Genomic DNA, 13,139 nt, shown 5'->3' with positions numbered 1-13,139 from the left:
TATGTGATTTAGATTACTTTGCAGCTACAGTTTCTGGTTCGCCCAATTGCCATTGAACGATTTTAGGAGTAATAACACTTCCGTTTTTCAATAAAGAAGTACCTCCCATGGCTATCTTATCGCCTGGTTTTAATCCTTCTTCAATAATATAACCGTTTTTAACGGCTGGACCAGGTTTTACAATTTGCATTTGAACTTTATTATCATTGCCTACTACATAGACTTGGTAAATTCCTTGAACTTCGATAACAGCTCGCTGCGGAATCACGATAGCTTCTTTGCGAATATCTGTTAACAGCGCAACTTTTACATATTGGCCAGGACGAAGTAATTTATCTGGATTTGGAAATACCGCTTCAAATGTGATTGCTCCTGTAGAAGGATCTATTTGTCTGTCAGCAAAACTTACTTTTCCTTTTTCGGGATAGATAGAACCGTCAGATAATTTTATGGTGACTGTAGCGCCAGAGCCTTTTAAAGCAGAATTTGGTTTGCTAAACTCTCTAAAGAGACGCAGAAATTCCTGTTCGCTAATAGTAAATCTTACTCTCACATCTCCCAAGTCTGAAATAGTATTTAAAATAGACATGGCGCCAGGTCTCACATAATCGCCGACACGAACTTTAGAAATACCAATTAATCCTGAAATTGGCGCTAAAATTTGGCAATAGCCCAATTCTATCTGAGCATTTTGAACCGAAGCGTCAGATGCTTTAATCTGTGCTAGTGAAGCATTGTACGCTGCTTTTGCCGAAACCAATTCTCTCTGGCTGACAGCATTCATTTTGGCTAAAGGAGTAATCATATCCAAATCTGATTTGGTTTTAGATAATCTTGCCTGCGATTCTGCGGCAACTCCCTGAGCTTCGTTAAGTTTAGCTCTGTATGGTAGAGGATCAATTGTGTAAAGAACCTGTCCTTTCTTGACAAAACTTCCTTCTTTAAAGTTCATACTTTCAATAATACCATCAACTCGGGGGTTAATTTGTATATCTGATTGACCAAAAGTCTGCCCCGTATATTCAGACTCTAAATCTACATCTTGCTGTAAGACCGAAGTAACTGAAATTTCTAATGGTTTGGGCGCTGGCGGGGTTTCTTTTTTGCAGGAAAAAAATAAGAAACTTAATAAAATTGCTGAAGAATAGATTTTGTTCATTGTTAAATTCTTTAGATAAAATTCATTAAATATAACTGACTAAAAACCAATAAAGTGCAATAGCTAAGTTAGCGTTTTTTTGTTTAGATGAATAAATATTGTGCAGATTTTGTTAATTTTAGTTAAAATTTTATCTATCTGTTTATCAGTTTATAACTGAAAATCGGATGAAATGCTATTAACTGCCGATAAACTGCATTTTTGTAAGAATAAATTATTTAAAAAATTAGTAAATAATAATTCAAAACTTTTGTAATCATGTCAAAAAACAACAAGAAAAAACACCTAAAGATAGAGGATGATGATAATGATTTAAAAAAATTAAATAAAAAGGAATTATTACATCGAGCAAAAAAGTTTTCAGAGCAATATTGTGTTGGAGACGATAAGTATTTTACATTAAAGGATAAACCAACGTCTCATTTTGGTAAAGAAGACAAAGCGCTTATTCAAAAAACATTAAAAATGGGAGTCAAGGCCCTCGCTGCCATGCAAGATATTTTGTACGCACAAGATAAATGGTCTGTTCTTATTATTTTTCAAGCAATGGATGCGGCAGGGAAAGATGGTGCAATCAAACATGTGATGTCAGGAATTAATCCGCAGGGTTGCCAAGTTTCTTCTTTTAAAGGGCCAAGTTCAGAAGAATTAGACCATGATTATTTATGGCGCTGCCAAAAACATCTGCCAGAGCGAGGACGAATCGGAATCTTTAACCGCTCTTATTATGAGGAAGTTCTCGTAGTTCGTGTTCATGAACAAATATTAAAGAGTCAAAAAATCCCTGAGAAATTGATAAAGGAAAATATCTGGGAGAATCGTTTTGAAGATATTCGAAATTTTGAAAAATATCTAAATAGAAACGGAACAGTTGTCATAAAGTTTTTTCTAAATGTTTCTAAAGACGAACAGAAGAGAAGATTTATTGAAAGAGTCGACAATCCTGATAAAAACTGGAAATTCAGTGCGGCCGATGCCAAAGAGCGAGGCTATTGGGATGATTATATGTATGCGTATGAAGAATTAATCAAAAACACATCGACAAAAAAATCGCCTTGGTATGTAATTCCCGCCGATAATAAATCGTATGCCCGAATTGCAATTGCTTCTGCAATAATTCACGCTTTAGACGAAATGGATTTGGAATATCCTAAAGTTAGTGCTGAAAAAATCGCAGAATTAAATGAGGTTAAAAAAGCATTGTTAGAAGAAAAAGAGTAACCTTTTCCAATATGATTTCTAAGCTTTTACCCTCAATAGACTGGATTAAAAATTATGAAAAACAGAATTTCAAAAGAGATTTTATTGCAGGAGTAACTCTTGCCGCTTATGGAATTCCTGTTTCCCTTGCTTATGCAACGCTTGCAGGTTTGCCTCCTCAATATGGAATTTACGGATATCTCATTGGCGGAATATTTTATGCTTTGCTTGGAACCAGCAAACAGCTCGCCATAGGACCAACATCTGCTATTTCTTTATTAGTTGGCACAACTATATCAAGCATGGCAAATGGCGATGTGCAGCGCTGGTCTGAAATTGCCTCGCTTACAGCATTGGTGTTTGCTGGAATGGCAATTATTGCTTATTTGTTGAGGTTAAGCGGTATTATTAATTTTATTAGCGAAACCGTTTTGGTTGGCTTTAAAGCTGGAGCGGCTATTACCATTGGCTTAACTCAATTGCCAAAATTATTTGGGGTTGAAGGAGGAGGAGATAATTTCTTGGAACGGATTATTATTCTTTTCAATCAAATTCCAAATATGAATATTGCTGTTTTTATTTTTGGAATAATCGCGATTCTGATATTAATTATAGGAGAAAAAGCAGCTCCACAGTTTCCAGTTGCAATATTGATTGTCATTTTATCGATTATCCTTATTTCGAGCACTTCATTAAAATATGCTGAATTCAAAACGGTCGGCATTATTCCGAACGGACTTCCTGAATTTCATCTGCCTTCGCTCCGAATTCGAGATGTTGAGGGAGTTTTGCCGCTCGCAATGGCTTGTTTTTTATTGTCTTATATCGAAAGCGTTTCTGCTGGACGCACCTTAGCACAAAAAAACGGATATGTTATCAATCCGCGTCAGGAACTCTTAGCCTTAGGAGTGGCTAATGCAGCTGTTTCGCTTGGGCATGGTTATCCTGTTGCAGGCGGTTTGTCGCAATCAGCTGTAAACGATGCTGCTGGAGCTAAAACACCATTGTCCCTTTTGTTTGCTTCGGGTGCAATTGCTTGTTGTCTTTTGTTTTTAACAGGATATCTTCAAAATCTTCCAACCGTAATTTTGGCGGCTATAGTTCTAGTAGCCATTAGAGGGCTTTTTGATTGGAAAGAAATGAGACACCTTTATAAAATAGACAAACAAGAATTTGCTGTTGTGATGATTGCGCTTGCAGGAGTATTGATTTGGGGAATTCTCGCTGGAGTTTTGCTTGCAACTCTTGTCACCTTACTTTTATTATTAAAAGCGGCATCAAAACCTCATGTAGCTTTTTTGGGCAGAGTTCCAGGAACTAGAGTTTATACAGATTTGAAAAGGCATCCTGATAATGAAAAAGTGGAGAATATATTAATAGTAAGAGTTGAATCTTCCATATTTTATTTCAATGCTGAATATATTAAAGAGCGAATCTTGGAAAAAATCTACAGAGAACAGGATTCCTTAAAGACCGTAATATTAGACCTTAATTCTTCACCGCGCATCGATATTGCTGGTGCACGTTTCTTAAAAAACTTATTTATTGATTTGCAGGCAAAGAACATTACCCTAAAAATTGCCGAAGCTCGTTCTGATGTTAGAGATAGTCTTCGAGCAGAAAATCTTGAAATTCTATTTGGGCATATAAGCCGTTCTGTTTCTGTAGATGACTTAGTACAGCTTTCTGCAAAAGAACATCAAAAAGGTTAATGCATACTGTAAATCAATATATAAAGAGCCGAAAGATGTTAAAAAAATCAGATAATTAGCGAAAGACCATTTTTAATCTCAAAATAAACTCTAAATTTGCCGCAGATTTTAAAGAAAATCTAAAAAAGATATATTTCTTAACTTAAAACTGTTTATAGCATGCAACTGTATAACACTTTAAGCGCAGAAGAAAGAGCCATCATGATCGATGATGCAGGTAAACAACGACTTACGTTGTCTTTCTATGCGTATGCCAAAATTCAAGATCCACAAAAATTTCGTAACGATTTATTCATTGCTTGGAATGCACTAGATGCTCTGGGGAGAATTTACGTTGCCCATGAAGGAATTAATGCTCAGATGAGTGTTCCTGCCGAAAATTTTGAAGCTTTTAGAGAAACTCTTGAAGCTTATGATTTCATGAAAGGCATCCGATTGAATGTTGCCGTAGAACAAGACGATCATTCCTTTTTAAAATTGACAATCAAAGTTCGTCATAAAATTGTTGCTGACGGTTTAAATGATGATACTTTTGATGTTACCAATATAGGCGTTCACTTGAAAGCCAAAGAATTCAACGAAATCCTTGATGATCCAAACACAATTGTAGTTGATTTTAGAAATCACTATGAAAGTGAAGTAGGGCATTTTAAAGGAGCGATCACTCCAGATGTTGAAACTTTCAGAGAGAGTTTGCCAATTATCAACGAACAGCTTAAAGACCATAAAGACGATAAAAACCTGGTAATGTATTGTACTGGAGGTATTCGTTGCGAAAAAGCGAGTGCTTATTTTAAACACCAAGGTTTCAAAAACGTTTATCAATTAGAGGGCGGAATTATCAATTACGCTAAACAATTGAAAGAAGAAGGTTTAGAAAGTAAATTCATTGGTAAAAACTTCGTATTTGATAATCGTCTGGGCGAAAGAATCACTGATGATATTATTTCGCAATGCCACCAATGCGGAAAACCTTGCGATAATCACACAAATTGTGAAAACGATGGTTGCCATTTATTGTTTATTCAATGTGACGAATGTAAAGCCGCAATGGAAAACTGCTGTTCTACAGAATGTTTAGAGATTATCCACATGCCATTGGTTGATCAAGTTCGTTTAAGAACTGGAAAACAAGTTGGAAATAAAGTGTTCAGAAAAGGAAAATCTGAAAATCTGAAATTCAAACATTCAGGAGAATTGCCAGAAACAGCTTTGGCTACAGCTCAAAAGGCAGCTGATATTCGTCAGAAAATAAAAGTAAAAAAAGTACTTCTTGGAAAAGCAGAACATTATTATGTAAAAGCACAAGTTGGACAGTTTACAATCGAAAACCAAGAGTTAAACAGTGGCGATAAAATCTTAATTTTTGGTCCAACTACTGGAGATCAGGAATTGGTTTTGAATAGAATCATTGTTAATGGAACAGAAACTCAAACTGCTAAAATTGGTGATAAGGTTACTTTTGAGGTTCCATTTCGTATCCGTTTGTCAGATAAATTGTATAAAATTGTAAATTAGCATTTTTTAACGCTACTTTACAATGTCACATTCTTTTGCCAAATTATGGATTCACGCCATTTGGTCAACCAAAAACCGTAAGGAATTAATTGACTTTTCAATTGAAAAAAAGGTACACGATTATATTCACAATGAGTTAATTGAATTGGGTTGTCCTGTTAGAATCATAAACGGAATGCCTGATCATATACATGTTTTGTTTTTATTGAATCCCCAAAAATCTATTTCGGATGTAATTCGTCAAGCGAAAGGAGTTTCATCTCATTGTATAAATGGAGAAAATCTAATTCTTGAAAAATTCGCATGGCAAAAGGGCTATGCGGCTTTTGCTGTAAGCGAGTCTCAACTTAATCTTGTTTTTAATTACATTAAAAAACAAAAGCAACATCATCTCAAAAAGGATGGACAGCAGGAATTTGATGAATTTGTAAAACTGCATGGGTTTGAAAATTAAATCAATCTCATGATAAAAAAATCACAATATACAACATAGCCCACGGTTTCAACCGTGGGAAACGTATTGTTGCGTAACGTTAAGGATGCCTATTGTGTTCCCACGGTTGAAACCGTGGGCTATATTTGATAAAGATTGCGTTACAATTATGGACATAGCAAATTATTTATAATAGGGCTACTACGAATAATTTTTGAAATATAAACCATGATATAAATCATAGGAATCTAATCTATACCCACATTATTTTTGTCATTTGAATAATAAACCGAAAATGACAATTAACAATACAATTGAACTCATGTCTCCAGCTGGAGATTTTGAGTCACTTCAAGCTGCCTTAGATAATGGCTGTGATTCCGTATATTTTGGAGTTGAACAGCTTAATATGCGTGCAAGATCGACAGTCAATTTTACGATTGATGATTTAAAAGAAATTGCCAATCGATGTAAAGCAAAAAACGTTAGAAGCTATCTTACTTTAAACACTATTATTTACGACCACGATTTATCAGTCGTAAAAACATTATTGACGAAAGCTAAAGAGGCAAATATTACAGCAGTAATAGCTTCTGATCAAGCCGTAATTACTATGGCAAGGTCGACTGGAATGGAAGTTCATATTTCAACCCAATTGAATGTAACGAATATTGAAACCATTAAATTCTATAGCTTATTTGCAGATACAATGGTTCTAAGTCGTGAACTGAGTTTACGTCAAGTAAAAAATATCACCGACCAAATTGAGAAAGAACAGATAAAAGGGCCGAACGGAAATTTAGTTGAAATCGAAATTTTTGGTCACGGTGCTTTGTGTATGGCCGTTTCAGGAAAATGTTATTTGAGTCTGCATTCGCATAATTCATCAGCGAATCGTGGTGCTTGCAAACAAAACTGTCGAAAAAAATATACCGTTATCGATCAGGAAACAGGTTTTGAGATCGAATTGGATAACGAATACATGATGTCGCCAAAAGATTTGTGTACAATCGACTTCTTGGATCAAGTAATTGATTCTGGAATTAAGGTTTTAAAAATCGAAGGACGCGGCCGTACGCCAGAATATGTGGCAACGGTAACCAAAACCTACCGTGAAGCAATTGATGCGTATTACGATGGAACTTTTTCAAAAGAAAAAACCGCAGTTTGGATGAAAGCTTTAGAAACCGTTTATAATCGCGGATTCTGGTCAGGTTATTATCTAGGTCAAGAATTAGGTGAGTGGAGTGATATTCCGGGATCTGTAGCAACTCAGAAAAAGGTTTACGTTGGAAAAGGAACCCATTATTTCCCAAAAGCTGAGGTTGGACAATTCAAAATTGAAGCTTATGATATTAAAATCGGAGATAAAATCTTAGTCACAGGCCCAAGCACAGGGGCTCAGGAAATGATTATCAATGAAATGTTTGTAAATGATATTGCTGGCGAAAAAGCCACAAAAGGAGATGATTGCAGTTTTAAATTGCCATTCCGAATCAGAATGTCGGACAAATTATATAAAATTGTTGAGAGCTAATGGTTATTGTAACATTACAAAGAGATAAGTGTATTGGCTGTAATTACTGTGTCGAGATGGATCCAGTGCATTTTCAAATGTCAAAAAAGGACGGAAAATCAGTTCTTGTTCATTCGCGGAATGGAAAAGGATTTTTTACTTTAAAATCTCCGAATCACTCGATTGTTGAAAGTTGTGAATTGGCGGCAAAAGCCTGTCCAGTGAAGATTATTACAGTTAAAGAGGCCTAAGGAATGCGTTTTAAAACATAACCCCTATTTGTAGTAATACAAAATAGGGGTTTTTATTATTCATCGTAAAGATGCAGTTCATCAAAATCTTTGATTTCAGATAATTTAATCAATTTTGATCTTTTTATTTTCATCTCGGTTTTCTCAAAAACTTCTTCGCTGTCTTCCACATTTCTGTTTATGTTTTCACTTTCTATTTTCGTTTTGGTTAAAAAGTTTATACTGGTTTTATAAAGAACTATCGGGCCATGGTTTTCGCTCGAATCGTAGCCAATCAATTCTAAATCATTGTTTTGATATCTGAAAGTATAATTCCAATAACCGTATCTTCCGTGAGCGTAGTTTATATATAATTTTCCATCTTTTATTTCAAAGTCAAGTTCTGGGGCATAATAAACACCGCCATCTTCATTTTCAGAAGAAAAACAATTGTAATTTTTAGAGGCTAATTCATAACCGCCTTTTTTGTTTAATAATGCTATGATTCCCCTTCGGTTTCGGTCTAATTCGCCACGATATTCATCTTGGATTATTTTGCTTTTATCTGTCCCTTTAATAATCAAGATGCAATCTTCCAGGCCATCTTTATTAAAATCGCCTTTAATTGTATCAAAAGGAACATAGTTTTTAGGTATAAAGTCTGAAATGTCTTTTTTGATTTCGATAGCTGGTTCTTCAACTTCTGGAATTTCTTTTAATTCGGTCACTTCCGTATTTGATTCTTTAACCTCAGTTTTAGAATCTTTACAGCTGATAATTGTAAACAACAGAAAAACTGTTCCAGTAATTGATAAGTAGTTTTTTATCATCTTTAGGTTTTAAAGTAGATTGAGCTTTATAATTCATCAAGAAATAATATTGGACGTCTTTTTCCTGCTATTATTTCTTGATGAGATTAGGTTTTGTTTGAAAATATTAAATTCCAATTTTAGCATTGATATTATGCTTATCAACATAAGTTTGTGCAACATTCATCAATTTGGTAAACTTCGCATCTATATCCTTTTGAGTTGAAGCGTCGAAATCTTCAATTGCTTTTTCAATTTGCTCTTGCGAAGCTTTTTCGTCTTTTAGTTTAGCAATTGGCAAATAACCTTCTTTTTGTTTCGCAATTGCATAAGTAAATAAGTCTTTCGATGCCTGAAGAAGCTCTTTGTTGTCTTCATCTTCCGGTATGTCCTGAATAGTTTTTAATCGGGTTTCTAAATTAGTTATATCATATTTAAAAGAATCTTGATAAGTAGACGGAATCATCTTTTTTTGAGTTTCATCATAAACTTGTGCTTCAGATTGCAGCTTTTCGTTGATTTCTTTACTTCCAAAACGAGATAATAAATTCGAATTTAAAGCGGCAATTTCAAAGGTTTTTTCTGGTGAAAGGTTGGTGCATGATGTAGAAACTAAGCTTCCGGCAATTAATACTAAAAATAGAGTTGTGGCATTTAAGATTTTTTTCATTTTTGAATTTATTTATTATTTATCCTTTTAAAATTTTACTTTTCTCGGCATCAAATTCCTCCGAAGTTAAGATTCCAGCATCTAGAAGTTCCTTTAAATCTAATAATGCTTTTTTCTTTGCTTCCATCGAATTTGAAACTTCGGCTTTTGGTGCTTCGGGTTGCTGTGGAGTATTTATTGGATTTACAACAGTTCCTGACGGAGCGTATTTCAGAATCAGTTCTGTAATTTCATTAAAGCCTTTTACATTCGAATAATCTATCGCTTTTTGTTCTTTCACGTTTACGATTGATGCATCGGCTTTATTGTCCAGTAAGTATTTTACAACATCTTTCTTTCCGTTTGCGGCGCTATAATGAAGTGGCGTATTTCCAGATTCGTCTTGAATATTGATGTTTGCTCCAGCTTCGATAAGCAATTTAACCATGCTTAAGTTCCCTTTTTTGGTTGCTACATGCAGCAGACTTTCTCCTCCATACGTGTATGAACTGTTCAAAGTAAAACTCGATTCGTTTGAAATATTTGTGGCGCTTACAATCCAATCCAAATAATCATTCATAGATGAAGTATCGTTGGCAACAGGTTTGCTGTAGTTCACATCAACTCCGTTTTCTAAAAACAAGGCCACAATCTCCTTCTGATTATTCGCGCAAGCGTACCAAATAGGAGAATATCCAGTATTGCTTGAAGTAAATACATCTGAGCCTCTTTCAATCAATAATTTAGCTAACATTCTATTGGTCTCATAACAAGCAATTAAAAGTGCATTTTCACCAGAATGATTCGCGTGGTTTATATCGGCACCATTATCTAAAAGCAATGTCACCATTGGAATAGATTTGGTATAACAAGCGTAAATAAGTGGTGTATTTCCCTGTTTATCCGTAACGTTAATATCTGCTCCATTGTCTAAAAGCAATTGGATAATTTCTCTATTTAATTTTGCCGAAGCCAACAATAACGGAGTTTCTCCATTGTTATTCAGTAAATTAACATCAACTCCGGCTTGAAGCAACTTTGTTGCAATTTCAATTTGAGCCGTCTGAACGACTAAATGCAGTAGACTATTTCCGTATTTATCATTCTTCGTGATTTCTGCTCCGTTTTCTAAAAGATAAAGTGCAGTTTGTTTTTGTTTTTGAAGACAGGCAAAATACAAAGGCGTTTCTCCCTGATGATCTTCGTAGTTAATATCGGCAACTTCCTCGATTAGAATTTTCACAATATCGAGATAACCGCGGTGTGCGGCGTAATGAAGAGCTGTTCTACCTTGTTCGTCGGTATATTTTACATCTACTTCTTTATTTTGAAGCAACAATTCGGCTATTTTTCGGTTCCCGTTTTCGCAGGCAACTATAAATGACATTGACATGTTTGGGTAATTTTAAGTAAATGATCGTTTTATTGTTTCATCAAAAGTTCAACTGTTTTAATCTTCAGGTTGTCTCCAGAAGCAAGCATTAAAGCAGTTTCGTCTTTATCGTTCGCAATCGAAATGTCTACTCCATGATCTAATAACAGTTTTACTTTTCTATAAGTTTCTTTTGCCATTTCTGCATCGTAATTAACATTATAGGCGCAAACTTTATGCAAAATGGTATTTCCTTGATTGTCTTGTTCGTTAACGTCAATATATCCGCTGTCAAGTACCGATTTTAAAATGCCTGATTTTTTCTCAACAATATAATCTATACCCGATTTCGGATTTCCGTAATATTGAGCGCTGTGATTTAAATCGGCTCCATCTGATAATAGTTTTTGTAATGAATTCAAATCATATTCAGAATCAGACATCATTCGGATAAACTCTGTAAGTAAAGTTTTTCCATTTTTATTGATGCTATTAAAATTAGCCGATGATGATTCTGCCAAAAGTTCGTACATCGGAAAAGAAAACTGTTCGGCTGCAGCGTAATAAAAAGCACTGTTTTCCTGATTATCAGTTTCATTAGGATCAGCTCCATTTTCTAATAAAAATGGAAGAAGTTCTTTTCTGTTTCTTTTAACGGCGCAGATTAATGGCGTTGTACCCACAATATTTTTCTCATTGATGTCTACACCGTTTTCTAGAAGTATTTTAATATATTCTTTGCCTTTTTCGGCATTTAGGGAATAATTATTTACGATTTTATGAATTAGATTTTCCTGCGCATTGTTTTTGTATTGTGCATTGCAACCGAAATCTTCTATTAGAATTTTAATCAATTCTGGAACTGCTTCTTTTTCGATAGCGTATCCCAATAAAGTCTGATCGCTGATTTCGTCGTTAAAATTGTCCACTTTCCCCATTATTTCTTTGAAAAAAGAAAGGGATTCATCGTCATTTTTTATATTTCGGAAAAGAGAATTGAATATAGATTTGTCAAAACTGTCCAATTCGTAGATATCAGTTTCGATAAAACCCGCTTTTATTAGTCTTTCAATGAAATCAATTTCTTTGGCTTCTATAATTTTGGCAGATATTTGAGAAAAATTGTTTTTAAGATATTGATCGTTAAAGTTTTCTCCGTTATTTAGGCATTCTCTCGCCTCGTCAAATTTTCCCTGAAAAAGGAAACTTTCAATCTGGTTTTGTGTTTGCATTTGAAATATATTTAAAAATGATGATAAGTTTTAATTGCAATTTGGCTTGTAATTGTTGGCTTCGCAAACCGTACTGTAAGATAAAACATAAAAATCGTAAATATATTTTAGGATTAAAATTAAAAAGGGGTTTTTGTGTTAAGAAATAGAGAGAGAATGAGTATTTTATATTTAGATTTAAGTGTTGAACAAAAGCTTACCAAAGGCCTTCTTTAATAATTTGCTCCAATTCTTCGTGAGATATTACACTACCAGTCATATAACCCCAATTTTTATCTTTGGCATAAGAAAATAATCCTGTGTTTATTGGAATTGACAGTACTTCGAATGTATCTACATCGGCTTGTTTTAGTAAGTTTTTAGTAAAATAAATTCTATTTAGGTCTTGGGAGTAATAGGTGTTTTCATGCAATCTTTTCCACGTTAAGGGATTTGCTTTTGGTAGGCGTGTGCCACCGAAATAAATATGTTTATCATCTTTAGAAAAACATTCATCTATTCGTTTGAAGGTACTTTTGTTTGTACCTTTTATTAAAACCGGTTTGTATGAATAATAATCCATCCACCAGATACCAGATTTATCGCTGCTAAATGATAATTTTGAATTCCTTATTTCGTCACTGCTCGATATATATTCGCAATCTAATATTTCAAAGGTTTGATAATCTAGGTTCTTCACGATACCGCCTAGTGAATAAATATTGTTTTTATCTTTAGCAAAGTGATAATTTAATACTATAAAAGTTTTTGGATCCGCGTCTTTGTATATAGAATCAGCTCTGTAACATTTGTTTTTATCTTTTGCAAAACTAAAGCAATATTCAAAGGTTTCGAAGTCTGCATCTTTTATGATATATCCATTATATAAAATAGTTTTTCCATCTAGTGAATAGTATGTTTCGTCTTTTTCTATGGTGCCGACATTTCCAGGTTTTGGTAATGTTACAGTTCTTACTTTTTTCCAGATATTATTCATAATTTGTTTCGTTAAAAAGTTTTTCCCGATTGCGCAGATTTATCTCAGCAAGGATAGCGCGGATTTGCAATCCGTGCCCTCAAAGATTGGTTTATTCTCTTTGTAAATTTAAAAGTACATTAATTTGTGTAACTTTTATTTTAATGATTTGTTTTGCGTCTTACTGTTGCGGGCACGGATTGCAAATCCGCGCTATCGGGTTTCTATAATTTTGGCAGATATTTGAGAAAAATTGTTTTTTAAGATATTGATCATTAAAGGTTTCTCCGTTATTTAGGCATTCTCTGGCCTTGTCAAATTTTTCCTGAAAAAGGAAATTTTCAATCTGGTTTT

12 protein-coding genes are annotated in these 13,139 nt (G+C 34.2%); 6 read left to right on the top strand and 6 right to left on the bottom strand.

The features are described from left to right. Positions 1-13 precede the first annotated feature (13 nt). The gene (locus ACNRYB_RS04205) at positions 14-1,159 is read right to left on the bottom strand and encodes an efflux RND transporter periplasmic adaptor subunit (protein ID WP_473729329.1); all 1,146 of its coding nucleotides are present in this window, start codon (positions 1,157-1,159) and stop codon (positions 14-16) included. A 258-nt stretch (positions 1,160-1,417) separates the two neighbouring features. Here ACNRYB_RS04205 and ACNRYB_RS04200 point away from each other — a divergent pair, with 258 nt between their 5' ends. The 6 genes from ACNRYB_RS04200 (at position 1,418) to ACNRYB_RS04175 (ending at position 7,789) form a co-directional block, all read left to right on the top strand. Further along, entirely contained in the window at positions 1,418-2,380 is a 963-nt protein-coding gene (locus ACNRYB_RS04200; RefSeq protein ID WP_473729328.1) for a polyphosphate kinase 2 family protein, read from the top strand. A gap of 11 nt (positions 2,381-2,391) precedes the next feature. Then, positions 2,392-4,071: a SulP family inorganic anion transporter gene (locus ACNRYB_RS04195; protein WP_473729327.1), complete on the top strand. Its 1,680-nt coding sequence runs from the start codon at positions 2,392-2,394 to the stop codon at positions 4,069-4,071. Between the two features lie 159 nt (positions 4,072-4,230). Continuing rightward, on the top strand, positions 4,231-5,589 hold the full coding sequence (trhO, locus tag ACNRYB_RS04190; protein WP_473729326.1) for an oxygen-dependent tRNA uridine(34) hydroxylase TrhO: 1,359 nt from the start codon (positions 4,231-4,233) through the stop codon (positions 5,587-5,589). 22 nt (positions 5,590-5,611) lie between these two features. Beyond that, on the top strand, positions 5,612-6,043 hold the full coding sequence (gene tnpA, locus ACNRYB_RS04185; RefSeq protein ID WP_129747816.1) for an IS200/IS605 family transposase: 432 nt from the start codon (positions 5,612-5,614) through the stop codon (positions 6,041-6,043). Positions 6,044-6,317: 274 nt separating this feature from the next. Then, positions 6,318-7,559, top strand: coding sequence for a peptidase U32 family protein (locus tag ACNRYB_RS04180; protein ID WP_473729325.1), 1,242 nt, complete (start codon positions 6,318-6,320; stop codon positions 7,557-7,559). Further along, positions 7,559-7,789: a ferredoxin gene (locus tag ACNRYB_RS04175; RefSeq protein WP_473729324.1), complete on the top strand. Its 231-nt coding sequence runs from the start codon at positions 7,559-7,561 to the stop codon at positions 7,787-7,789. Before ACNRYB_RS04180 ends, ACNRYB_RS04175 begins: the two co-directional genes overlap by 1 nt. A gap of 56 nt (positions 7,790-7,845) precedes the next feature. Here ACNRYB_RS04175 and ACNRYB_RS04170 read toward each other — a convergent pair whose 3' ends face one another. The 5 genes from ACNRYB_RS04170 to ACNRYB_RS04150 form a co-directional block, all read right to left on the bottom strand. Continuing rightward, a complete protein-coding gene (locus ACNRYB_RS04170) occupies positions 7,846-8,598 on the bottom strand; it encodes a hypothetical protein (protein ID WP_473729323.1) in 753 nt (250 codons plus the stop codon). 106 nt (positions 8,599-8,704) lie between these two features. After that, positions 8,705-9,247 carry a hypothetical protein gene (locus ACNRYB_RS04165; protein WP_473729322.1) on the bottom strand — a complete coding sequence of 181 codons (543 nt, stop codon included), beginning with the start codon at positions 9,245-9,247 and terminating at the stop codon, positions 8,705-8,707. Between the two features lie 19 nt (positions 9,248-9,266). Next, complete coding sequence (locus tag ACNRYB_RS04160) at positions 9,267-10,613, bottom strand: ankyrin repeat domain-containing protein (RefSeq protein ID WP_473729321.1); 1,347 nt, start codon at positions 10,611-10,613, stop codon at positions 9,267-9,269. Positions 10,614-10,648: 35 nt separating this feature from the next. After that, complete coding sequence (locus ACNRYB_RS04155) at positions 10,649-11,830, bottom strand: ankyrin repeat domain-containing protein (protein WP_473729320.1); 1,182 nt, start codon at positions 11,828-11,830, stop codon at positions 10,649-10,651. A gap of 196 nt (positions 11,831-12,026) precedes the next feature. Beyond that, entirely contained in the window at positions 12,027-12,806 is a 780-nt protein-coding gene (locus tag ACNRYB_RS04150; RefSeq protein WP_129747821.1) for a DKNYY domain-containing protein, read from the bottom strand. Between the last annotated feature and the right edge of the window lie 333 nt (positions 12,807-13,139).

This window comes from Flavobacterium sp. CR10, from assembly GCF_055814415.1.
Note: the sequence above shows the minus strand (reverse complement) of the source record. Positions and strands in the feature narration are given on the sequence as shown.

Bases quoted from the DNA above. Each gene is read 5' to 3' on its own strand.
- ACNRYB_RS04175 (WP_473729324.1), top strand. From the start codon at position 7,559: ATGGTTATTGTAACATTACAAAGAGATAAGTGTATTGGCTGTAATTAC.
- trhO (WP_473729326.1), top strand. From the start codon at position 4,231: ATGCAACTGTATAACACTTTAAGCGCAGAAGAAAGAGCCATCATGATC.
- ACNRYB_RS04155 (WP_473729320.1), bottom strand. From the start codon at position 11,830: ATGCAAACACAAAACCAGATTGAAAGTTTCCTTTTTCAGGGAAAATTT.
- ACNRYB_RS04165 (WP_473729322.1), bottom strand. From the start codon at position 9,247: ATGAAAAAAATCTTAAATGCCACAACTCTATTTTTAGTATTAATTGCC.
- ACNRYB_RS04180 (WP_473729325.1), top strand. From the start codon at position 6,318: ATGACAATTAACAATACAATTGAACTCATGTCTCCAGCTGGAGATTTT.
- ACNRYB_RS04170 (WP_473729323.1), bottom strand. From the start codon at position 8,598: ATGATAAAAAACTACTTATCAATTACTGGAACAGTTTTTCTGTTGTTT.
- ACNRYB_RS04160 (WP_473729321.1), bottom strand. From the start codon at position 10,613: ATGTCATTTATAGTTGCCTGCGAAAACGGGAACCGAAAAATAGCCGAA.
- ACNRYB_RS04200 (WP_473729328.1), top strand. From the start codon at position 1,418: ATGTCAAAAAACAACAAGAAAAAACACCTAAAGATAGAGGATGATGAT.
- tnpA (WP_129747816.1), top strand. From the start codon at position 5,612: ATGTCACATTCTTTTGCCAAATTATGGATTCACGCCATTTGGTCAACC.
- ACNRYB_RS04205 (WP_473729329.1), bottom strand. From the start codon at position 1,159: ATGAACAAAATCTATTCTTCAGCAATTTTATTAAGTTTCTTATTTTTT.
- ACNRYB_RS04150 (WP_129747821.1), bottom strand. From the start codon at position 12,806: ATGAATAATATCTGGAAAAAAGTAAGAACTGTAACATTACCAAAACCT.
- ACNRYB_RS04195 (WP_473729327.1), top strand. From the start codon at position 2,392: ATGATTTCTAAGCTTTTACCCTCAATAGACTGGATTAAAAATTATGAA.